Source organism: Leisingera sp. McT4-56, assembly GCF_020514995.1.
Lineage (GTDB): Bacteria > Pseudomonadota > Alphaproteobacteria > Rhodobacterales > Rhodobacteraceae > Leisingera > Leisingera aquaemixtae_A.
Genome location: NZ_JAJALF010000024.1, coordinates 29,202 through 48,801, shown reverse-complemented (window position 1 = coordinate 48,801; position 19,600 = coordinate 29,202). Strand labels below are relative to the sequence as shown.

21 protein-coding genes are annotated in these 19,600 nt (G+C 67.3%); 7 read left to right on the top strand and 14 right to left on the bottom strand.

Annotation, left to right across the window (positions count from 1 at the left end):
• The first annotated feature begins 76 nt into the window (after positions 1 to 76).
• Positions 77 to 1,150: a zinc ABC transporter substrate-binding protein gene (locus LHL23_RS20145; protein WP_226431278.1), complete on the top strand. Its 1,074-nt coding sequence runs from the start codon at positions 77 to 79 to the stop codon at positions 1,148 to 1,150.
• Between the two features lie 182 nt (positions 1,151 to 1,332).
• Here LHL23_RS20145 and LHL23_RS20140 read toward each other — a convergent pair whose 3' ends face one another.
• Together LHL23_RS20140 and amaB are read right to left on the bottom strand one after the other, a co-directional pair.
• Positions 1,333 to 2,604, bottom strand: coding sequence for an NAD(P)/FAD-dependent oxidoreductase (locus tag LHL23_RS20140; protein WP_226431277.1), 1,272 nt, complete (start codon positions 2,602 to 2,604; stop codon positions 1,333 to 1,335).
• The gene (amaB, locus tag LHL23_RS20135) at positions 2,594 to 4,096 is read right to left on the bottom strand and encodes an L-piperidine-6-carboxylate dehydrogenase (RefSeq protein ID WP_222480109.1); all 1,503 of its coding nucleotides are present in this window, start codon (positions 4,094 to 4,096) and stop codon (positions 2,594 to 2,596) included. Before amaB ends, LHL23_RS20140 begins: the two co-directional genes overlap by 11 nt.
• Positions 4,097 to 4,234: 138 nt before the next feature.
• On the opposite strand from amaB, the gene LHL23_RS20130 reads away from it, so the two are divergent.
• From LHL23_RS20130 to LHL23_RS20120, 3 genes are all read left to right on the top strand, one after another.
• Positions 4,235 to 5,140, top strand: coding sequence for a LysR substrate-binding domain-containing protein (locus LHL23_RS20130; protein WP_226431276.1), 906 nt, complete (start codon positions 4,235 to 4,237; stop codon positions 5,138 to 5,140).
• A gap of 1 nt (position 5,141) precedes the next feature.
• Positions 5,142 to 6,023 (top strand): LysR substrate-binding domain-containing protein, encoded by an 882-nt coding sequence (locus tag LHL23_RS20125; protein ID WP_226431275.1) that lies wholly within the window; start codon positions 5,142 to 5,144, stop codon positions 6,021 to 6,023.
• A 237-nt stretch (positions 6,024 to 6,260) separates the two neighbouring features.
• Entirely contained in the window at positions 6,261 to 7,469 is a 1,209-nt protein-coding gene (locus tag LHL23_RS20120) for a pyridoxal phosphate-dependent aminotransferase (RefSeq protein WP_226431274.1), read from the top strand.
• Positions 7,470 to 7,521: 52 nt separating this feature from the next.
• Here the strand turns inward: LHL23_RS20120 and LHL23_RS20115 are convergent, their stop codons facing one another.
• The gene (locus tag LHL23_RS20115) at positions 7,522 to 10,062 is read right to left on the bottom strand and encodes an AMP-binding protein (RefSeq protein ID WP_226431273.1); all 2,541 of its coding nucleotides are present in this window, start codon (positions 10,060 to 10,062) and stop codon (positions 7,522 to 7,524) included.
• Between the two features lie 179 nt (positions 10,063 to 10,241).
• Complete coding sequence (locus LHL23_RS20110) at positions 10,242 to 11,123, bottom strand: LysR family transcriptional regulator (RefSeq protein ID WP_226431272.1); 882 nt, start codon at positions 11,121 to 11,123, stop codon at positions 10,242 to 10,244.
• Between the two features lie 99 nt (positions 11,124 to 11,222).
• Here LHL23_RS20110 and gstA point away from each other — a divergent pair, with 99 nt between their 5' ends.
• From gstA to LHL23_RS20095, 3 genes are read left to right on the top strand one after another with little or no spacing between them, the layout of a single operon-like run.
• On the top strand, positions 11,223 to 11,834 hold the full coding sequence (gene gstA / locus LHL23_RS20105; RefSeq protein ID WP_222480099.1) for a glutathione transferase GstA: 612 nt from the start codon (positions 11,223 to 11,225) through the stop codon (positions 11,832 to 11,834).
• Positions 11,831 to 12,211: a nuclear transport factor 2 family protein gene (locus tag LHL23_RS20100; protein WP_226431270.1), complete on the top strand. Its 381-nt coding sequence runs from the start codon at positions 11,831 to 11,833 to the stop codon at positions 12,209 to 12,211. The genes gstA and LHL23_RS20100 overlap by 4 nt, the downstream gene beginning before the upstream one ends.
• A 3-nt stretch (positions 12,212 to 12,214) precedes the next feature.
• A complete protein-coding gene (locus LHL23_RS20095; protein ID WP_226431269.1) occupies positions 12,215 to 12,433 on the top strand; it encodes a tautomerase family protein in 219 nt (72 codons plus the stop codon).
• 54 nt (positions 12,434 to 12,487) lie between these two features.
• On the opposite strand, the gene LHL23_RS20090 is transcribed toward LHL23_RS20095, so the two are convergent.
• The 10 genes from LHL23_RS20090 to LHL23_RS20045 all read right to left on the bottom strand — a co-directional run bounded on the left by LHL23_RS20090 (position 12,488) and on the right by LHL23_RS20045 (position 19,192).
• Positions 12,488 to 13,729 carry a cation:proton antiporter gene (locus LHL23_RS20090; RefSeq protein WP_226431268.1) on the bottom strand — a complete coding sequence of 414 codons (1,242 nt, stop codon included), beginning with the start codon at positions 13,727 to 13,729 and terminating at the stop codon, positions 12,488 to 12,490.
• Between the two features lie 108 nt (positions 13,730 to 13,837).
• Positions 13,838 to 14,104 carry a hypothetical protein gene (locus LHL23_RS20085; protein ID WP_226431267.1) on the bottom strand — a complete coding sequence of 89 codons (267 nt, stop codon included), beginning with the start codon at positions 14,102 to 14,104 and terminating at the stop codon, positions 13,838 to 13,840.
• A gap of 272 nt (positions 14,105 to 14,376) precedes the next feature.
• Positions 14,377 to 14,574 carry a CsbD family protein gene (locus tag LHL23_RS20080; RefSeq protein ID WP_226431266.1) on the bottom strand — a complete coding sequence of 66 codons (198 nt, stop codon included), beginning with the start codon at positions 14,572 to 14,574 and terminating at the stop codon, positions 14,377 to 14,379.
• Positions 14,575 to 14,677: 103 nt separating this feature from the next.
• Positions 14,678 to 15,538, bottom strand: a complete 861-nt coding sequence (locus tag LHL23_RS20075; protein WP_226431265.1) for a YihY/virulence factor BrkB family protein — start codon at positions 15,536 to 15,538, stop codon at positions 14,678 to 14,680.
• A gap of 57 nt (positions 15,539 to 15,595) precedes the next feature.
• Positions 15,596 to 16,327 carry a hypothetical protein gene (locus LHL23_RS20070; RefSeq protein WP_226431264.1) on the bottom strand — a complete coding sequence of 244 codons (732 nt, stop codon included), beginning with the start codon at positions 16,325 to 16,327 and terminating at the stop codon, positions 15,596 to 15,598.
• Positions 16,314 to 16,715: a phage holin family protein gene (locus LHL23_RS20065; protein WP_222480087.1), complete on the bottom strand. Its 402-nt coding sequence runs from the start codon at positions 16,713 to 16,715 to the stop codon at positions 16,314 to 16,316. Before LHL23_RS20065 ends, LHL23_RS20070 begins: the two co-directional genes overlap by 14 nt.
• The gene (locus tag LHL23_RS20060) at positions 16,702 to 17,139 is read right to left on the bottom strand and encodes a hypothetical protein (RefSeq protein WP_226431263.1); all 438 of its coding nucleotides are present in this window, start codon (positions 17,137 to 17,139) and stop codon (positions 16,702 to 16,704) included. Before LHL23_RS20060 ends, LHL23_RS20065 begins: the two co-directional genes overlap by 14 nt.
• Before the next feature lie 140 nt (positions 17,140 to 17,279).
• Positions 17,280 to 17,465 carry a PLDc N-terminal domain-containing protein gene (locus LHL23_RS20055; RefSeq protein WP_222480083.1) on the bottom strand — a complete coding sequence of 62 codons (186 nt, stop codon included), beginning with the start codon at positions 17,463 to 17,465 and terminating at the stop codon, positions 17,280 to 17,282.
• A 181-nt stretch (positions 17,466 to 17,646) separates the two neighbouring features.
• A complete protein-coding gene (locus tag LHL23_RS20050; protein ID WP_226431262.1) occupies positions 17,647 to 17,970 on the bottom strand; it encodes a hypothetical protein in 324 nt (107 codons plus the stop codon).
• Between the two features lie 358 nt (positions 17,971 to 18,328).
• Positions 18,329 to 19,192: a formate/nitrite transporter family protein gene (locus LHL23_RS20045; RefSeq protein WP_226431261.1), complete on the bottom strand. Its 864-nt coding sequence runs from the start codon at positions 19,190 to 19,192 to the stop codon at positions 18,329 to 18,331.
• Positions 19,193 to 19,600 lie beyond the last annotated feature (408 nt).

The following is a 19,600-nucleotide window of genomic DNA, read 5'->3' as shown; positions in this document are numbered from 1 at the left end:
ATATGTTATGTTATGACGTTTATCAAGCGGCGTGATGTTATAAGATTACATGGGGCGTGAAATGCGGAGAGCTGGCATGTGGAAGAGCGGTGCAGCGGCGGCGGGTTTGCTGGCCGGGGCAGGGGCGGCCGTGGCGGAGGTGCCGCAGGTGGCGGCGGATATCGCGCCGGTGCACGGGCTGGTGGCGCGGGTGATGCAGGGGCTGGGCGAACCGGCGCTGGTGATGCCGCCGGGTGCGTCGCCGCATGGCTATGCGATGCGCCCTTCCGAAGCGCGGGCGCTGGATCAGGCGGATCTGGTGTTCTGGCTGGGCGAACCGCTGACCCCCTGGCTGGCAGGCCCGCTGGAGGAACTGGCCGGAGATGCGCACCGGGTGGAATTGCTGGCGGCAGAGGGCACAGTGGTGCTGCCGTTCCGCGAAGGGGCCCGGTTCGAGGCGCATGTGCATGATGAGGAGCATGAAGACCACGGCGATCACGATGATCACGCAGGTCACGAAGACCATGCTCAGCATGGCGATGGACATGACGATCATGCGGATCATGACGGCCTCGAGGGTCATGATCACGAAGACCATGCCGGAGAGGAAGGCCACGAGGGCCACGAAGACCACGCCGATGCCCATGGGCATGACCATGAAGGCGCTGATCCGCATGCCTGGCTGCTGCCCGCAAATGCGCAAGTGTGGCTGGACGTGATCGCAGAAGAGCTGGCGGAGCACGACCCGGACAATGCGGCGGCCTACCGGGCCAATGCCGAAGCCGGCAAGCAGGAGATCGCGGAAACCGTGGCAAGCGTCTCGGCGGTGCTGGAGCCGTTCCGGACCAAGCCGTTCATCGTCTTCCACGATGCCTACCAGTATTTCGAGCAGGGCTTCGGCCTGAGGGCAGCCGGGGCGATTTCCCTGAGTGATGCGGTGAAGCCCAGCCCGGCGCGGGTTGCTGAAATCCGGGATGTAGTGGCGGATCTGAAAGTGGCCTGCGTGTTCTCCGAGCCGCAGTTCAATCCGGGGCTGGTTGCCACCGTGCTGGACGGCACCGCGGCTGGCACCGCTGTGCTGGATCCGCTGGGGGCGGGGCTGGAGCCGGGGCCGCAGTTTTATCCGGCGCTGCTGCAGGAGATCGGCGCCGCGATTGCCGGCTGCAAGTGAAGCAAGCCGCGTATTGACGGCGCGCGCGGTGGCGATCCCGGCGGTTGTGTCTGGCAGTTTATGCCGGCCAAATCCGTAGAACCTGCCGGCGAAACGCCTGGCTCAGCCAAATCGCCGCCGCGTGGGCGCGCGCCGGCGATGCGCGGCGGCCTTCGGCCTTGTTCCGCGCATGGAGTTGCCCTTTATCTGTCGCTGATCAGATGGGTGAGGGTGGCGCCGGTTTCATAGTAGGCGCTGCGCAGTCCGGCAAAGGGCAGGCTGTGGCCCTGGGCGGGCGGCACCGGCAGGCAGTTGCTGTCTCCGGTCAGAAGCGCCTCGGCCATGGCGGCGCCGAACAGGGTGCCGGGGCCGATGCCGCGGCCGGAGTAGCCGAAACAGGCATAGCCGCCCTGCAGGTCCAGGATCTTGGGCAGGTGTTCGGAGGTCATGGCGATGCGGCCGTGCCAGTGGCTGCGGAGCCGCGCATCTTTCAATTCCGGGTACAGCACCGCCAGTTTGCGCGGCAGCCAGCTGCGGTGCAGGGCGCTGCCGAAGTGATTGAGCGCGCCCATGCCGCCGATCACCAGCCGCCCGGATTGATCCAGGCGCCACGACGACATCACCAGCGCAGTGTCCCAGCAGCCTTCCTTGTTTGGCAGGATTCTGTCCAGGAGCGGGCCAGGCAGCGGGTCGGTGGCGGCCTGGAAGTAATGCACCGGAATGACCTGCGGCGCGCTGTAGCCGGTGATGTCGCGGGCATAGGCGTTGGTGGCCATGATCAGGTGCTTGGCGCGGATGCTGCCCTTGGGCGTCGTCACATGCCAGCTGCTGCCTTCGCGGCTGATGGCCGTGGCGGGGGAACGCTCATGCAGCTGCGCGCCACCCGCGGCGGCAGCGCGGGCGAGGCCGCGGACGTAGGCCAGCGGCTGGATGGTGCCCGCGCGCGGGTCGAACAGGGCGCCGTGCACGGCCTCGGATCCGGTGCGCTGAATGGCGTCTTCGCGCGACAGCAGTTCCACCGGCGCGCCGATGGCGGTGAGCTGGGCGTGGCGGCGCTGCAGGTCCTTCAGGCCCGAAGGCGCATGGGCGCAGTGCAGGGTGCCGTTGTTTTCCGGCTCGCATTGAATGGCGTTTTTGGCGATCAGCGAAAACACCATTGCCGGTGCTCCGGCCAGAAGCTGGGAAAGGCGGCTGCCGGTCCCTGCGCCCAGTGCGGCGTTGATGTCCTCGGGCGGCAGCCAGAGGCCGGCATTGGCCAGCCCCACGTTGCGCCCCGAACCGCCGCTGCCGGTTTCATCGGCCTCGACCAGGCGGACCGAGGCGCCCAGTTCCGCGGCTTTCAAGGCCGCGGAGCAGCCGGTGTAGCCGCCGCCGATCACCACCAGATCGGCCTCTGCCTCCCCGGAAAGCTCCGGGAAGGCGGGGTTTTCCTGGCAGGTTTGGTGCCAGAGGCAGGACGCCAGATCAGATGTCAAACTTGATCCCCTGAGCAAGCGGCAGCTCGCGTGAGTAGTTCACGGTGTTGGTCTGCCGGCGCATGTACCCTTTCCAGGCGTCAGAGCCGCTTTCGCGGCCGCCGCCCGTCTCCTTCTCGCCCCCGAAAGCGCCGCCGATTTCCGCGCCGGAGGGGCCGATGTTCACATTGGCAATACCGCAGTCGGAGCCCGCTGCCGAGAGGAAATATTCGGTTTCGCGCACGTCGGTGGAGAAGATGCAGGAGGAGAGGCCCTGGGGCACTTCGTTCTGCATTTCAATGGCTTGGTCCAGGCCGGAGTATTTCACCACGTAAAGGATCGGGGCAAAGGTTTCGGTGTGCATGATGGCGGTCTGGGCGGGCATTTCGACGATGGCCGGGTGCACATAAGCCGCATCCCCGTGACTGTCCGCCAGCGCGCGGGTGCCGCCGTGCACGGTGCCGCCTTCGGATTGCGCCTTTTCCAGCGCCCGCAGCATCGCGTCCATCGCATGGCGGTCGATCAGCGGGCCGACCAGCGTGCCGTCGGCCAGCGGGTCGCCGATGGGCAGGCCCTCGTAGGCCTTGATCAGGCGCGGGATCAGCTGGTCATAGATGTCCTCATGCACGATCAGGCGGCGGAGCGACGTGCAGCGCTGGCCGGCGGTGCCGACGGCAGAGAACACGATGGCGCGCAGGGCCATTTCCAGATCGGCGGAGGGCGCCACGATCATTGCGTTGTTGCCGCCCAGTTCCAGAATGGTGCGGCCAAGGCGTTTCGACATATCGGCGGAGACCGCCTTGCCCATCGGGACAGAGCCGGTGGCGGAGATGATGGCGACGTCCTTGGAGGCGGTCAGCGCCTCGCCCAGATCACGCTCGCCGATCAGCACCTGGATCAGGCCCTCGGGTGCGTCATCGCCAAAGGCCGCCATGGCGCGCTCGCAGATTTTCTGCACGGCAAGGGCGGTCAGCGGGGTTTTCTCCGACGGTTTCCAGATCACCGGATCGCCGCAGACCAGCGCCAGCGCCGCGTTCCAGCACCAGGGGGCGACGGGGAAGTTGAAGGCGGTGATGATGCCGCAGGTGCCCATCGGGTGCCAGCTCTCGCGCATCGCGTGGCCGGGGCGCTCAGACGCGATGGTGAGGCCGTAGAGCTGGCGTGAAAGACCCACCGCGAAGTCGCAGATGTCGATCATCTCCTGCACTTCGCCCAGCCCCTCCTGGTAGATCTTGCCGCATTCCAGGGTGACAAGGCGGCCCAGGTTTTCCTTTTCCTTGCGCAGTTCGTCCCCCAGCAGGCGCACCAGCTCGCCGCGGCGCGGAGCCGGCACCAGGCGCCAGGATTTGAAGGCAGCCTTGGCAGCGGCGATCTGCGCTTCGGCCTCTGCCGCGGTGTGGGTTTTCAGGCGGGCAATTTCGCTGCCGTCCACCGGCGTGGTGACAGTCAGGCTGCCGCCGGTCAGTTCGGCCTCGGTCAGGCCTGCAGCGGCGAGGATGTCGGAATGGGGCATGTCGGAGTCCTTATGATGCGAGGGCAGGTCATGAGCAAAACTTTAGCCCGCTTTGCATCAATGTCCTGCCGGGCGTCGGTCTGATATAGAAATTGCACCGGTGGGCGCGGATTGCTATTGAAACTAAATCCTGAAGCTATGAGCAAAGATCATATGATTGCCCCGCGCCGCTTTCTACCCTCAATCCCGTCGCTGCTGGCGCTGGAGGCCGTGGACCGGCTGGGCAGCGCCTCGGCGGCGGCGGAGGACCTGTCGCTGACGCAAAGCGCCATCAGCCGCCAGCTGAAGCAGCTGGAGGAGCAGATGGGGGTGGACCTGATCGCCCGCGACCAGATGCGGATGCAGCTGACGCCGGCGGGCGCAGGGTTTGCCAAGGAGGCGCGCGCGATCCTGACCCGGCTGGCGCAAGCCTCGGTCAAGCTGCGCGCCAACCCGGATGGCGGCAGTTTCACCCTGTCGATCCTGCCGTCCTTTGGCCTGCATTGGCTGGCGCCGCGGCTGAAGGGGTTTGCCGCGTCGCATCCCGGCATCACCGTGAACCTGCACACCCACAATCTGCCGTTCAGCTTTGACGGGGGCACGGCGCAGGCCGCGATCCACTATGGCACCCGGGACTGGCCGGGGGTGGAGTATCTGCCCCTGATGCCGAAACATGTGTTGCCGGTCTGCGCGCCGGGGCTGATAGCGGGGCCGGTGTCCCGTCCGGCGCAACTGCTGGACTATCCGCTGTTGCATCTGGAGACGCATCCCGACTGCTGGGAGCAATGGTTTCACCTGCATGATGTGCCTGCGGCCAAGCTTCGGGGGATGCTGTTTGACCAGTCGTCTGCGATGACGCAGGGGGCGGTGCATGGGCTGGGGGTGGCGCTGCTGCCGGACTTCCTGGCGGAGAACGAGATTGCGCAAGGACGGCTGGCGCTGGCGATGGAGGGTGATGCGGTGAGTCTGGGTGAATATTTCCTGGTCTGGCCTGCGGATCAGGCGGAGGACTATCCGCTGATAAAGTTCCGCGAGTGGCTGATGGCTCAGCTGGAGGAGAGCTGACATGCGGTTGCCAAGCCTGACCCATCTGCGCTGTTTCGAAAGCGCCGCGCGGCATCAAAGCTTCACTGCCGCGGGGGAGGAGCTGGGGCTGACCCAGAGCGCGGTCAGCAAGAAGGTGAAGGAGCTGGAGGCCGATCTGGGGTTCGACCTGTTCCAGCGGGCGGGCCGCGGCGTGGTGCTGACGCCGGCGGGGCAGGGGCTGGCCGCCGATCTGGAGCTGGATCTGGCCGGCTTGCGCGCCACCTTGCAAAAGGCTGCCGCTGCCGGGGCCGGGCGGTCGGCCCTGCGCATTGCGGTGCTGCCCGCTTTTGCCAACCTCTGGCTGATCCCGCGGCTGCCGGATTTCTTTGCCCGCCACCCGGAGGTGGAGCTGAGCTTTTCCACCCGGCTGGAGCCGTTTGATTTTTCCCGCGAGAACTTTGACCTGGCGGTGCACTACGGGCTGGATAATTGGCCCGGCACCCATATGGCCCCGCTGTTCGGCGAGGAAATGGTGCCGGTCTGCGCGCCCGGATTCTTTGCCGCTCATCAGCTGGAGCAGGCGGGCAATCTGGCGCAGGCGCCGCTGCTGCACCTGGAAAGCCGCGCGGGCACCTGGGCGGAGTGGTTCGAGCGCGCAGGGCTGGCGGGCGCGCCGCGGCAGGACGGGCGCTATTTCGATCAGCACTCGATGGTGATTGCAGCTGCCACGGCGGGCCTGGGTGCGGCGATCGTGCCTTATGACATGGTGGCGCGGGAGATTGCGGCAGGCGATCTGATACGCATCCCGGGGCCGGAGCTGGTGTCGCGCAAGCGCTATTACCTGGTACGTCCGCACGGGGTGGTGCCGGAGGCGGTGCAGAAATTCGAAAGGTGGCTAAAGAAGCAATTGCGTTCGAAGTGAGATTGAGATGTTTTGCCCGGCCGACAGGCCGGGCTGCACCTGCCTGCCCGTCAAACCGGAGGTTTGCCTCCGGCAAAACAGACAGGTGCATTCGCACCTACCCAGGCAGGTGCAGCCCTAAGTGGCTTATGCATGTACCATGACAATCTGGAATTAGTCGTGTCGTAATGGGCTGGTATTTCAAGACCGGCTTTCGTTTCATTCTGGCTTTGCCAAAACCAGCAGGGAGCCTTTGCCATGGCCCAGTTCCGCCGCGCCAGCCGTCTCGACCCTATTGAAGTCTCGGAAATCCTCACCATCGGCGCCAAGGCCGCGGAGATGAAGCGGCAGGGCGCACCGGTGATCATCCTCGGCGCGGGGGAGCCGGATTTCGACACGCCGGACCACATCAAGGAAGCCGCGGCTGCCGCGATGCGGGCGGGGGAGACCAAATACACTCCGCTCGGCGGCACGCTGGCGTTGCGGCAGGCCATCCAGGCGAAGTTCAAGCGCGACAATGGGTTGGACTATGCGCTGGACGAGATCATCGCCGGCACCGGCGCCAAGGAGATCCTGTTTGATGCCTTCATGGCCAGCCTCAACCCCGGTGATGAGGTGATTGTGCCGACGCCTTACTGGACCTCATATTCCGACATCATCCGCATCGCTGGCGGGGAGCCGGTGCTGGTGCCCTGCGGCGATGATACCGGCTTCCGGCTGACGGCGGAGCAGCTGGAGGCGGCGATCACCCCGCGCACCCGCTGGCTGCTGCTGAATTCGCCATCGAACCCGGCTGGCGCGGGCTACAGCGCCAGCGATTACCAGCCGCTGCTGGAGGTGCTGCTGCGGCACCCGGATGTCTGGCTGATGGCCGATGGCATGTATGAACACATCACCTATGGCGGCTTTGAGTTTGCAGCGCCCGCGCAGCTGGAACCGCGGCTGAAAGACCGGGTGCTGACGGTCAACGGCGTCTCCAAGGCCTATGCGATGACCGGCTGGCGGCTGGGCTATGCGGGCGGGCCGAAGGCGCTGATCGACGCGATGAAGGTGGTGCAGTCGCAATCGACCTCGCATCCCTCGTCCATTTCGCAGGCGGCGGCTGCGGCGGCGCTCAATGGCCCGCAGGAAGTGCTGGCAGAGCGGCGGGCCAGTTTCCAGGCGCGCCGCGATCTGGTGGTGGAGGCACTGAATGCCATGGAGGGGATTGCGTGCCCGGTGCCGGAGGGGGCGTTCTACACATTCGCCAATTGCGCAGGCGTGCTGGGCAAGAGGACGCCAGAGGGCGCGGTGCTGGAGACAGATGCGGATTTCTGCGCCTATCTGCTGGACCAGCACCATGTGGCGGTGGTGCCGGGCCGCGCCTTTGGCATCTCGCCTTATTTCCGGATTTCCTATGCCACCTCCGAGGCGGAACTGCGCGAGGCGTTGAGCCGGATCGGCAGGGCGGTGTCGGCGCTGGTTTAAGCGGTTCAAAATGTTCCGCCTGGCCGAAAGGCCGGGAACTGCCGTCAGCGTCTTAGGCCTGCGCCATTTCCAGCTGGCGGCGGTTGCGGGCGTTGGACCAGGCCTGCACCAGCTGGCGCTGAAGCGCGGCAGCGGCGAGGCCCAGGGCGATGCCGCCGAAGATCGCCAGCGCATCGTTCAGCGGGCTGCGGCCCTCCAGCCCGATCATCGGCATCAGCAGCTCCGGCACGAAGCGGTGCAGCAGGTAGATGGGGAAGGCCGCCTGCGCCAGCCGCATCACCGGGCGGGCGGCAAACCGCGGCACCGGCAGGCGGGTGATGAACAGCAATCCGGCAATCAGCGCAAGGAGCCACATGTACTTGATCCAGCCGCCGTACCAGTTGCCGCCGAGATAGGCGGCTGAGGGCATGATCACGCAGGCCGCCCCCAGCACCATCAGCCGCTGCCCCAGCGTATCGGCGGCGGTGATGCACCAGCCGAGGGCAAAGAGGTAGAAGACCCAGGGCACGGTGAACTGCGCCCGCCCGCCGATCTGCCAGATTTCCGGTGCGGCCAGACGGATGGCAACGGCAAATGCCAGGAAGCAGAGCCCGGTGCGGAAAGCGCCCTGCTGCACCAGCCAGCGCCGCACCGGCGGCAGCGCAAACGGCAGCGCCACCAGCAGGGTCACCTGCAGATAGGCCTCGATGAACCAGTAGAGATACGGCAGCATCAGATGGGTTTCAGGGGTGGTCAGGGCAAAGTTCCCCGCCAGGAAGACCGAGACCCAGGGCACCTGCTCCCACGCCGCGGCATAGCCCGCCAGGATCAGGTAATAGGGGATCAGCACCGCCGCCACCGGCTTGAAGAAGCTGCCCATACTGCCGGATTTCAGCGCCTCCCAGCGGAAGCCTGCGACGCTCATCCCCATCAGGATCACCATTGCGGCAGCACCGCCGTAGACCGGCCAGAAGGTCTGGTGCGCAGTGACCACCGCCAGGATGGCAATCACCCGGGCAATCAGATCGAAGGGCAGGCTGGCGGAGGGCGCCGGGGCGGCCTGCTCCAGATCCTTGACCGGCATCTCTTCCCAGCCCGCGGGGGCGCCGCCCAGGGCCTCGTCCAGCGCCAGCGACAGCTCCACATGGCGCAGCGAGTCGCCGCCGAGCGAGGCGAAGCTGTCGTTGCGGCCCACGGTCTGCGGTGCAAAGGCGGCCTGATAGGCGGCCAGCACGCCCTTGGCCGGTTGCGGCTTGGCGGACTGCGACTTGAGCGCCGGATAGTCGACCTTGCCGTTGGCGCGCCGCGGCAGCGAGCTGCGCGGGAGCACCGTGAAATGCTGCTGGCCGACGCCGGTGAGCCGGGCCGCCAGCGCGGCGATGCCGTCCTGCGGCCCGCAGATGGCGATGGAGATGCGGGCATCATCGCCCCAGACCGCGGCCTCGTGCCCCTGGGCGGCCAGGGCGCGCTCGATGGCGTCATGGCCGATGCGCAGGCCCGCGATCTTGGACATGCGCGACAGCCGCCCGGTGATGTGGTAGAGGCCGCCGGCATCGCGCCGGGCCAGGTCGCCGGTGGCCAGTTCGCTGAGTTCCGCGTCCTTGGCGAGATCGGCGCTGTCCTCAGCATAGCCCATCATCACATTCGAACCCTGATAGCAGAGTTCGCCCTCGCTTTCGGGCTTGGTGATTTCCCTGCCGCCCGCATCGCGCAGCAGCAGGCGGCCGCCGGGGATGGCGCGGCCGGCCGCGCCGGGGGTATCCAGCGCCTGTTCCGGCGGCAGGTAGCTGATCCGGGCTGTGGCCTCGGTCTGGCCGTACATGACGAAGAAACGCCCGGCGCGGGCCTGCATCCGGGTGGCCCAGGCGCGGACCTGATCCGGTTCCATGGCGCCGCCGGCAACAGTGAGGGTCTTGATGCTTTCGGGCAGCGTGTGCGACAGGCCTGCGCTTTCCAGCAGCCGGAAATGATGCGGAACGCCGGCCAGGCTGGTGGCGCCGGAGGCCGCCAGCGCAGCGGCGAAACCGGCATCCAGCACCGAGCCGGGGGCAAGCCAGAGGCTGGCGCCGGCCGCCAGATGCGAATGCAGCACCGACAGGCCGTAGGAATAGTGCAGCGGCAGGATCAGCGCGGCGCGGTCCTGGCGGCGGATCTGCAAATAATCCGCAATGGCGCGGGCGTTGCTGTCCACCGCAGTGCCGGACAGGCGCACGCCGCGGCCGTGGCCGGTGCTGCCGGAGGTTTGCAGCAGCAGGGCCAGGTCCGGATGCACCGCGGCGGGATCGTGGGAATGCGACAGCAGCTGCCAGCTGCCGCCTGCGCGCCGGAAGCTGGCGGCGGGGCGGAAGCGTTCTTCCAGCCGTGCCGCGGTTGCCTCATCCCCGGCCGGCAGCGGCATCACCGCATGGCCGGCGGCCAGGGCGCTGAGATAGGCGGTGATGGCGTCCGGATCGGCTGCGGCCTCGACTGCAATCAGCCGCCGGTCCAGCGGCAGCTGGCGGGCAAACTGTTCGGCAGCATCCGCCAGCGCGGCATATGACAATGTGGTTCCGTCCGCCGCGATCAGGCAGGGACGGGCGCCGAATGCGCGCAAATTGGCCAGCTCGTAAAACATCCGCAACTCCTTCGAGCGCGGCGGGTATTATAATTTACTAATTTTGTCAATTATTGCCGGATGGTCTTTTTGACCCGGCTTTGCGCTGCGCGGGATCGCTGCAGGCCCGGCAGCTGTGCGCGGCAGGTTTTCGCTGATATCCGGGGAATCCGCCCGCTGTCTGCCGGCCGCGGCCGGTGTCACTGGCCAGCCGCCGTCAGCAGCGCCCACAGGCTGGCGGCCACCGGCCCGGGCGCCTGGTCGCGGCGGCGCAGGGCAAAAAGCTCCGACCGGCGCGGCGGGAAGCCCTCCACCTGCAGCGGCACCAGCGTGCCGGCTTCGAGCTCGCGGCGGATCAGATGTTCCGGCATGCCGCCCCAGCCCTGCCCGGCGAGGATCACTTGCCGTTTGGCGGCGAAGTCGGAGACGGTCCATTTGCGCCCGCCGGGCAGCAGGTCGCGGCTTTGGCTGCTGTCCGGGCCGCCGGTGCCGGCCACCACGATCTGCGGCAGGGCCTGCATCTCCTGCAGGGGGTGCGGACCCGGGCCCAGCTGTTCGGCAAGCCCGCGGGCGGCGACGGGGCGGATTACCACCTCGGCGATCTTGCGGGTCTCCACCTCCTCCAGCGGGACACCGTCCAGGGTTGCAATTGCGATGCCGGCGGCGCCCTCCATCAGCCGGGCGATCGGGCCGCCCATCATTTCGGTGCTGAGGCGGATGTGGGTGGCGGGGTAGGCCTGGCCGGTCCGCTCCAGCACCGGCAGCAGAATGTCCAGCGGCAGCGTTGCGGTGACGGCAAGGCACAGCTCCGCCTCCTCCCGTGCCCGCAGCCGGGCGGCGGTTGCCTGCAGCGCCCGCATCTGGCCGAGAACGCGGGTGGCTTCGCGGTAGAACACCTCCCCCTCCGCGGTCAGCCGGGGCCGGTATTCGTCCCGCGAGAACAGGGTCAGCTCCAGCTCCTCCTCCAGCAGGCGGATGGCATGGCTGACGGCGCTTTGCGATTTGTGCAGCCGTTCGGCGGCTTGCCGGAAGGTGCCGGTAAGCACGATGGCCTCAAAGGCGAGGAGCTGGTCGTGTTTCATAATGATACGATTTTTCGATCATGTTGGTGAGAACTCAATATTATCAATAGATGAGAGTGCGGGGTAGCAAAAGCCATCATGTCAACAGGAGAACTGACCATGAAGCTTTACTACAAACCCGGAGCCTGCCCGCTGGCCAGCCATATTGCCCTGTATGAGACCGGTGCCGCCTTTGAGATTGAGGCCGTCGATACGGACAAGGGGCGCACAGAAAGCGGCCGCGACTTTGCCGAGATCAACCCCAACGGCTATGTGCCGGCGCTGGAGCTGGAGGATGGCGCGGTGCTGACCGAAGGCGCAGCGATCCTGCAGTATATCGCCGACCGCCACCCGGAAGCCGGGCTGGCGCCGGAGCCGGGCACCCTGGCGCGCACCCGCCTGCACGAGGCGCTGAACTGGATTTCGGCGGAAATGCACAAGGCGTTCGGGCCGCTGTTCCGCGCAGGCAGCACGGAGGCGGAACAGGCCGCTGCCAAGCTGGCGGTCGCCGCGCGCTTCGACCGGGCCGAGGCAATGCTGTCGGACGGCCGCGACTGGCTGGTGGACGGGCGGTTCTCGGTTGCGGATGCCTATTTCTTTGCCGTTGCCAACTGGGCCAATTTCACCGGCATCGGCCTCAGCCGCTGGCCCGCCGTTGCGGCGCTGGCGGCGCGGGTTGCCGAGCGGCCGGCCGCGCGGAAGGCGATGAAGGCGGAAGGGCTGATCCAATGACCGCCGCGGATCATGCCCAGGTGGTTGCGCTGATGGAGGCCTATTTCGAGGGGCTCCATCAGGCCGACAGCACCATGCTGCGCCGCGTCTTCCACCCGCAGCTCTCCTATGTCTGCGCGACCGAAGGGGATGAGCTGTACCTGGATCTGGATACTTACATGGCGCGGGTCGACGGCCGCGAGCCGCCCGCCGGGCGCGGCGACCCGCGCGACGAGGCGATCCTGGAGATCGCCTTTGGCAGCCCCCGCATCGCCCGCGTCACCGCGCGGATGAGCATGATGGGGCGCGACTACCTCGATTTCCTGACCCTGGTGCGCCATGCCGGCGAATGGCGGATCGTCACCAAGGCCTTCACCTATCTGCCGCGAAAGGACTGAGCCATGCCCTATGTGAACATCAAGGTGACACGGGAGGGCGGGCCGGACGGCACCGGACCCTCGGCCGAGGAAAAGGCGCGGCTGATCGGCGGCGTGACCAGCCTGCTGCAGGAGGTGCTGGGCAAGAGCCCGGCGACGACCTTTGTGGTGATCGACGAGGTGGCGCTTGCGGATTGGGGCATCGGCGGCCTCCCGGTGGAGCAGTACAGGGCGCAAACCTAGGCGCCGCCTGGCGGTGCCGCGAGGGCGGGCGGCGGCAGGGGTGCCGCGGCCTGCCTACTTGGCGATCTCATCCATGGCGCGGCCGACGGTGAAGCCATGCAGCATGGTCGACAGCAGGATGGTCAGCCCGATCAGCGACCACAGCTCCGGCTCGTTCACGAACTCGATGTGAGCGCCGGCATAGCACAGGTAGTAGATCGAGCCGATGCCGCGCACCCCGAAGACGGAGACCACCAGACGGTCGCGGCGGGTGATGCGCGAGCCGGCCAGTGACAGCCAGCCGGCCAGCGGGCGGATCACCACGATCAGCAGCACCGCGATCAGCACCAGGGCCGGTGACAGGTCGCCCAGAATGACCGGCAGCACATTGCCGAGCGCCACCAGCAGCAGCGCCGTCAGGGCGTGCTCGATGGTCTCGCAGAAGTCGTGCAGGCGGCGGTGGAAACGGTGCTCGTTCTCGATCCGGCGCAGGGTCAGCCCCATCGCCGCCACCGCGATGAAGCCGTAGCCTTCGACCAGTTCGGTGGAGCCGTAGCACAGCAGCACGCCGGCCAGCGCCACCACGCCGGAGCCGGTGTTGGCGAGCGCAGCATGGGCGGGATAGACAAACAGCACCTGCCCCAGCACCCAGCCGCCGCAGATCCCCATCGCGGCGCCTGCGGCAATCCGGTAAACAACGTCGATTGCCAGCCAGTCCAGCAGCCAGCCCTGCGGGTCGAGCCCCTGCAAGGCCACGATCAGGCCCAGGTAGACAAAGGGAAATGCCAGCCCGTCGTTCAGCGCCGCCTCGGTTGTCAGGGTGAAGCGCACCGGGTGCTCGTCGCCCTCCATCGGCGGGCCGACCTGCACGTCGCCGGCAAGCACCGGGTCGGTCGGGGCCAGCACGGCGCCCAGCAGGATTGCCCCCGCCGCGGTCATGCCGCCGATCCCCCACCCCAGCAGGGCAACCGCGGCAATGGTCAGCGGCATGCCGATCAGCAGCAGCCGCAGGGTTGCGCCCCACCGCTTCCAGGGCCGCAGGCTGTCCAGCCGCAGCCCGGCTGCAAACAGTGCCACGATCACCGTCAGCTCGCTGACCACCTCCCAGGGTTTCGGGTGCAGGCGCGGGTCCGGCGCAGCCGGGCTTTCCGGCACCAGCCAGTAGGCTGCCATCCCCAGCAGGATCAGCAGCGGCGGCGCGGCCGGCTCCCGCGTGGAGACCAGTCTGGGCATCCAATGGGCCAGGATGATCACGCCGCCCGCCGCAGCCAGCATGACGTGATACGGGGCAAACTCAAAAAAATGCGAAATGTCCATGGATGCAACTGTACAGGATTTTCACCGGGTCGCAGCGACAAGGCCCTGCAGTGCCGGAAGTGTCCGGCGGCTGCCGGCCTTTGCGTTTGGCACGCCGCCGCGCCGGCTTTAGCAATCCTTGCAGAGGCGCCAGCGGATTTCCTTCGCGCGTTCCACGAGGCCGGCAATCGCTGACGCATTGTCTGCGCCCTTGGCAGAGCCGATCTTTGCCGCGTCGTCCGACCAGCTGGCAATATCAGCGGCCACTGCTTCCAGCTCATGCGTGGCGGACTCCTCGCGTGATGGCGCGGTGCGGGCCATCTCGCCCTGGCGTTCGGCCAGAAGCGCGCAGAGTTCCGCGTGTATCTCTTCCAGTTTCTCAACTTTCAGTGCCATCTTGTCCTCGCTTGCTGTGGTACCGGAACCCCGGACCTCCCCGCCAAAACGCGGGGCAGGGCTTGGCGCTGCCTGGCCGTTTCGGCCTTGGCTGCTTCTCGCCTCATGTACTCAACGCAGAAGGGGCGGCTTGGGTTTCAAAGCAAAAGGCCCGGCGGCTGTTCAGTCCGCCGGGCCTGAGTGGTTCTGACTGCCGGTGCCGGTGCGGGTGTTTGCGCGATTTCCACAGCTGTGCGGCGGAGTCTGCACCGCTGCCAGCTCTGCCGGCAATGTCAGATACTGTCCAGAATGCGGTCGACAGCCTGCCGGACCTCATCCTTGGTCTTGCCCAGGCGCTGCTGCAGCAGGCCTTCCAGCTGCTCGCGCTCGCCCCGGGTCTGTTCCAGTTCGTCGTCGGTCAGATCGCCGTAGGCCACGCGCAGGCGGCCCTTCAGCTCTGTCCATTTGCCGGTGATGCGGTTGTTGTCCATGTGGTGTCCTCCTTGGTGTCTGAAACATTGCGCCGCACTGCGGCGTCATAAGGAGAACGCGGCAGCCGCCGCAGAGTTCCTTGGCCGCGTGGCGGCGGCAGCCTCAGCGGCGCCGTGCGTTCAGCTCTGCGTCCAGGGCTGCGCCCAGCAGCACGGAATAGGCGGACAGCCACAGCCAGGTGAGCAGGATGATGACGCCGCCCAGGGCGCCGAAGACCTGGTTGTAGGAGCCGAAGGAGCCGGCATAGATGGTGAAACCCGCGCTGGCGCCAAACCACAGCAGGCAGGCGGCAATCGCCCCCTTGGTGAGCCAGGGGCGGTCGCCGGCAGGGCGGTCGGGGCCAAATCGGTAAAGGACGCTGACACCGAAGGCGCCGGTCAGCAGCATCACCGGCCAGCGGGCGACCAGCATGATCTGTTCCAGAAGGCTGCTGCCGGTCCAGTGGGCAATTGCCGGCAGCACGCCGGAAACGGCGATGGCGGCGATCAGCAGCAGGATGGCGAACAGCGTCAGCCCCACCTTCAGCGCGTTGACGGTCACGAAGCCGCGGCTTTCCTCCAGATCCAGCACCGCGTTCAGCCCGACAATCGCCTGGCTTGTCGCCTTGGACGCGGAATAAAGCGCGAGGCCCAGGGTGGCGATGGCGGCGATGCTGAGCGAGGTGCTGTCAGCGGCCAGCACCTCGCGCAGCTCGCCCAGGATGATGCCGCCGGCCTCTTCCGGCAATATGAGGGTCAGCGCCTCGGAGTTCTCGGTCACAACGCGGGGCGGCAGCGCAATCCCGGCCAGCGCCGCGCCTGCGGTGATGGCCGGAAACAGCGACAGGAGACCGTAGAAAGCGATGCCCGCAGCCAGAAGCCCGGCGTCGGTGTCAGCCTGCCGGGACCACACCCCGCGGGCCAGGCCGAACAGGCCGGATTTCGGGGCGGAATACGACTGCTGGTGGTTTTCTGGTGCTGTCATCGCGGACTCCGGTTTGCGGGTCATGATAGCTCAACGCGCGTCAGGGGGCGCCGCAGGCTATGTCCCTGCGGCGTCCAGCCGACCGGCGGCCTCGCGGTGCAGCCGGTCCATCTCCTCGCGCAGGGCGGCTTCGGCCTTGGCGGCCAGCGCATCGCGGTGCGCGCCCAGAAGCTCGTCCTCGCGGCGGGTGGCGGGCAGCAGCGCCCCGATCAGGGCGCCGAGGCCAAGCGCGATGGCGCCTGCAGCCAGCGGGTTGTCGTCATAGAAGCTGCGGCCGCGCGCCGCGGCCTTGGCGGCATGGGCCTCGACCTTTTCCTGCGCCTGCAGCGCGGCGGTGCGTGCCGCCAGCACCCGCTTGCGGGCCGCGTCTGGCAGCGCATCGAGGCCGGCGTTCAGGGTCTCGCGCATCTTGCTGGTGCGGAAGCTTTCGTCACTCATTCCTGTCATCTCCTTCCTGATGGCGGCATCCGCCGCCGCAACGCGGGCGTCAAAACCGCCCATGGCGGCCGCGGGCGGCACCGCGGCGGCGGGCTCCGCGCGGCGCGGGCGGCGGCCGGTGCCGGTGAACATCAAGGCCAGCCCGGCGCCTGCCAGAACCAGGCCTGCGGGGTTGCGCCGGGCGGCGGCCATGGCCTGGCGGCCCAATGCGCCGCCATAACCGTTGGCGGCGGCGGCCAGCTGCTGCGCTGCGGCCTGCGGCGCCACCGCGCCGGTCAGGCCGGACAGCGACGCGGCGAGGCGGCGGCGGTCGGCTTCGACCTGCTGTTCGAGGGTGTCAGTGCTGGGCATCGGCGGCCTCCTTGATGCTGGCGGCATCCTGTTTGACATTGCGCAGCGTGCGCGAGGGCAGCAGGGCGCTGCGGCTGAGCCGCGCCCGGCCGGCCAGCACCAGCGCCAGCGCCGCGGCCAGCAGCGCGCCGCCGACGATCAGCGCCGCCAGCCCGGGGGCGATCCCCGCGGCGGCGATCCAGGCGACCAGCGCCGCGGCCAGCACATGCACGCCAGCGAGGGCCAGCAGCGCGGCCCCGGCGATCAGCGCCAGCCCGGTGCCGGCGCGGGCCGCGTTTTCTTTCAGCTCCGCCTTGGCCAGGGCGGCCTCGCTGCGCAGCAGCGCGGCGAAGCGGCGGAGCGTTTCGGTGAACAGCTCGGGGGCCTGGCGCAGGTCAGGATCCGGCATGGGGCGCCTCCGGATGGATCGGTGCGGCGGCGGGCCCGGCAGGCTGCGGCGCGGTGGCCTTGAGGAAGCGGGTGGCGGCAAAGCCGGCCAGGGCGGCGGCGCTCAGGAAAAGCAGCGGGTTGCGGCGGGCAAAGGCGCTGACCTCCTGCACGGTTTCCTCGAGATCGAGGCTGCGCACCTGGCGGGCGGCGTCCTCCAGACGGCCGGCCACCGCCTGCGCCGCCTGCGCCTGCATGCTGCCAGGATCAAAGGCCTGCGCCGCGGCCGCGGCGGCCTCGGCGGTGGCCTGCACCTCCCCGGCGGCCTGCGCATGCGCGGCGGCTGCGCTTTCGTGAAGCTTCTCCTCCACGGCGCCCTTGGCCCGGCGCCCCAGATCGGCGGCCTGGCGGCGGGCCTGCTGTTCCAGTTCGGACGTATCGGTCATGTCATCTGCCTTTCTGCTGTCGGGCTGTCACAGGTGAGCGTGTACTGGGGAAACGTGCCGGGGCGGCGGCGGGTTCCCTCAACGAAAGAAAAACGGCCCGGCTGCGCGAGCCGGGCCGGGCGGTGTCAGGAACGGGCCGTTCAGATGCTCGCAGCGGAAGACCGCGGTCCTGCGATCAGCCAGGCGATGAACCCCAGCACCGGCAGGATGAGGATGACCAGCACCCAGATGATTTTTGCGGCAGTCGAAGCCCCGGACCCCAGGACCTGGATGATTGCGTAGATGTCGGCAGCCAGGACCAGCAGGCCAATCAGACCATATTCCATAGTGTTCTCCCTTCGGCTAGGCGGTATGGCAGGGTAACGCGGGCTGCCGGGCTTTGGTTCCCGAAGTCCGGCAAGTGGCTGATTTATAAAAGTTCTCCCGTCGTTCGGCAGGGCCGGAACACGGCAAAGCCGCGCTGAGGGCGCGGCTTTGCAAACTGCGGCGTATGTCCGGAGGCCCGGATCAGTTTTCCTTGGTGGCGTCTTCCTCAGCCGGTTCCGCACCTGTGTCCTGCGCAGTTTCTTCAGCGGCTTCCGTGCTGCCTTCCTCGGCGGCCTCTTCTTCCGGGCTCTGGATGTCGACGGTCGGGACGGTCACGGTCACCTCTTTGGTGCCGGTATCGATGTCGCCCACTTCGGCCTTGAATTCAGGCAGCTGACCGCCCTCGACGCTGACGTCGACGTCAGGCAGGCGGGTTTCCTCGGTCTGATCAATGTCGATCATGTAGATTGCAAACACCAGCACAACAACTGCTGCAATGGCGGCGAAAATAACGGAAGGTTTCATAACTCGTTCCTCTCGTGTTGCATTGGCGGGTCAACGCACGGCAAAGCTGCCTGGTTCCCGTCTTTTGCCGAGGCTGCGCCGGAAACCGCCGAAACCGGCTTTCCGCATCTGTCTGAACACAAAGAAAAAAGCCCCCGCAGAAATGCTGCGGGGGCAAAGTCGGCGGACCAATGGGGACGGGTCCAGAAGCAGTTACAGGCTGCTATCACAGGTAAGACGCCTGACCCGGAAAAAGGTTCCGTGAGGTTTAGTGTTTTTTTGCAGCCGCTGTTTGAGCAGCAGCAAGGAAGCCCGCAGGCGCAGGCCGCCGCCGGGCAAGCCCGGATGCGGAATCCGCTGTTTGCAGTGCCAGGGCGGCTCAGCTGTTCGGGCTGCCCCCCTCCGGTTCTTCAGCCTCTTTCACCTCGGGCCGGATCTGTGCCCAGGTCAGCAGCGTGAACACCGCCGTGCCGCCGATCACATTGCCGAGCAGGACCGGCAGGAAGAAGCGGAACACCGCCGGGAACAGGCCCACCTCGCCCTGGACTATGAGAAAGGCCATTTCGACCGAGCCCGCGATGATATGGGTGAAATCGCCCAGGGCAATCAGCCAGGTGAACAGAACGATCAGCGCCAGTTCAGAGCCGTTGGCCCGCGGCAGCATCCAGACCAGCGCAGCGATCAGCACCCCGGCGGGGATGCCGCGCACAAGCCCCTCGTGCCAGGGCATTCCGGTTGCGTGGCGGCTCAGCTCTGCCATCGCGGCAAAGACTTCGGCGGACAGCACCGGTGCATACGCCAGAAAGGCTGCGGTCAGAAAGGCGCCGGTGACATTTGCCGCCAGCACCACGGCCCACAGCCGCCCGGTGCGGCGGAAGGAGGCCCAGACCGGGTCAAGCGTGACCGGCACCACGGTGGTGATTGTGTTTTCAGTGAACAGCTGCATCCGGCCGAAAATGACCAGCACGAAGCCCAGGCTGTAGCCGAGGTTTTCGATGATGTAACGCCAGCGGGTATCCGGCAGCGTGGCCCGCAGGATCGCTTCGCCCCAGACAGAGAAGGAAATCAGCAGGCCGGCGGCCAGCCCGGACCACCACAGGGCCTTGACCGGGCGGCGCAGTTCTTCCTCGCCGTTCAGGCGGATGGTTTCAAAGATCAGCTTGGCCGAAAGGCCGGCAGCGTCCTCAACCGCCTCGCGCTCTCTTTCTTCTTCCGCCAGCACAAGTTCGTCGGTGGGGGGCATCATCTGTCTCCTGCGTGTCTGGACCGCCTGCAGTCGTTGCTTGGGGAAATTGCTGTGCATCTTTGCCTGCCACCGGTCCGGCGGCCCGCGGCGCCAGGGCAGCCAGCCGGGGCGGCCTGGCTGCGGGAACAGCATTACCTGGATGGAAATCTGTCAAGCAGGGCTCCTGAGGCGGGCGCGCGCACCGTGCGGGTTGAAAGGTTCGGCAAAGGTCCAACGCCTGAAACCGGGGAACGTTCCGGGAAATTGCAGCCGTGCCGTGCCGGAAAATGGCAGGCAGGGAGTGATTTTTTGGAACCTTTGCGCGCTGGCTGCGTTTGCCACCGGTGACGGTCCGGTTTCCGCCGCCGCGCCGGGATTGGGTCCTTACCTCGTGCCAGGACCGGCAAACCGGCGGCAGCCCGCGAT

Coding starts and splice junctions, on each gene's coding strand:
- LHL23_RS20120 (WP_226431274.1), top strand. CDS start 6,261: ATGGCCCAGTTCCGCCGCGCCAGCCGTCTCGACCCTATTGAAGTCTCG.
- LHL23_RS20100 (WP_226431270.1), top strand. CDS start 11,831: ATGACCGCCGCGGATCATGCCCAGGTGGTTGCGCTGATGGAGGCCTAT.
- LHL23_RS20080 (WP_226431266.1), bottom strand. CDS start 14,574: ATGGACAACAACCGCATCACCGGCAAATGGACAGAGCTGAAGGGCCGC.
- LHL23_RS20050 (WP_226431262.1), bottom strand. CDS start 17,970: ATGAAACCTTCCGTTATTTTCGCCGCCATTGCAGCAGTTGTTGTGCTG.
- LHL23_RS20110 (WP_226431272.1), bottom strand. CDS start 11,123: ATGAAACACGACCAGCTCCTCGCCTTTGAGGCCATCGTGCTTACCGGC.
- LHL23_RS20045 (WP_226431261.1), bottom strand. CDS start 19,192: ATGCCCCCCACCGACGAACTTGTGCTGGCGGAAGAAGAAAGAGAGCGC.
- LHL23_RS20065 (WP_222480087.1), bottom strand. CDS start 16,715: ATGCCGGATCCTGACCTGCGCCAGGCCCCCGAGCTGTTCACCGAAACG.
- amaB (WP_222480109.1), bottom strand. CDS start 4,096: ATGCCCCATTCCGACATCCTCGCCGCTGCAGGCCTGACCGAGGCCGAA.
- LHL23_RS20090 (WP_226431268.1), bottom strand. CDS start 13,729: ATGGACATTTCGCATTTTTTTGAGTTTGCCCCGTATCACGTCATGCTG.
- LHL23_RS20055 (WP_222480083.1), bottom strand. CDS start 17,465: ATGGAATATGGTCTGATTGGCCTGCTGGTCCTGGCTGCCGACATCTAC.
- LHL23_RS20075 (WP_226431265.1), bottom strand. CDS start 15,538: ATGACAGCACCAGAAAACCACCAGCAGTCGTATTCCGCCCCGAAATCC.
- LHL23_RS20115 (WP_226431273.1), bottom strand. CDS start 10,062: ATGTTTTACGAGCTGGCCAATTTGCGCGCATTCGGCGCCCGTCCCTGC.
- LHL23_RS20060 (WP_226431263.1), bottom strand. CDS start 17,139: ATGACCGATACGTCCGAACTGGAACAGCAGGCCCGCCGCCAGGCCGCC.
- LHL23_RS20085 (WP_226431267.1), bottom strand. CDS start 14,104: ATGGCACTGAAAGTTGAGAAACTGGAAGAGATACACGCGGAACTCTGC.
- LHL23_RS20145 (WP_226431278.1), top strand. CDS start 77: ATGTGGAAGAGCGGTGCAGCGGCGGCGGGTTTGCTGGCCGGGGCAGGG.
- LHL23_RS20125 (WP_226431275.1), top strand. CDS start 5,142: ATGCGGTTGCCAAGCCTGACCCATCTGCGCTGTTTCGAAAGCGCCGCG.
- LHL23_RS20070 (WP_226431264.1), bottom strand. CDS start 16,327: ATGCCCAGCACTGACACCCTCGAACAGCAGGTCGAAGCCGACCGCCGC.
- LHL23_RS20095 (WP_226431269.1), top strand. CDS start 12,215: ATGCCCTATGTGAACATCAAGGTGACACGGGAGGGCGGGCCGGACGGC.
- LHL23_RS20130 (WP_226431276.1), top strand. CDS start 4,235: ATGAGCAAAGATCATATGATTGCCCCGCGCCGCTTTCTACCCTCAATC.
- gstA (WP_222480099.1), top strand. CDS start 11,223: ATGAAGCTTTACTACAAACCCGGAGCCTGCCCGCTGGCCAGCCATATT.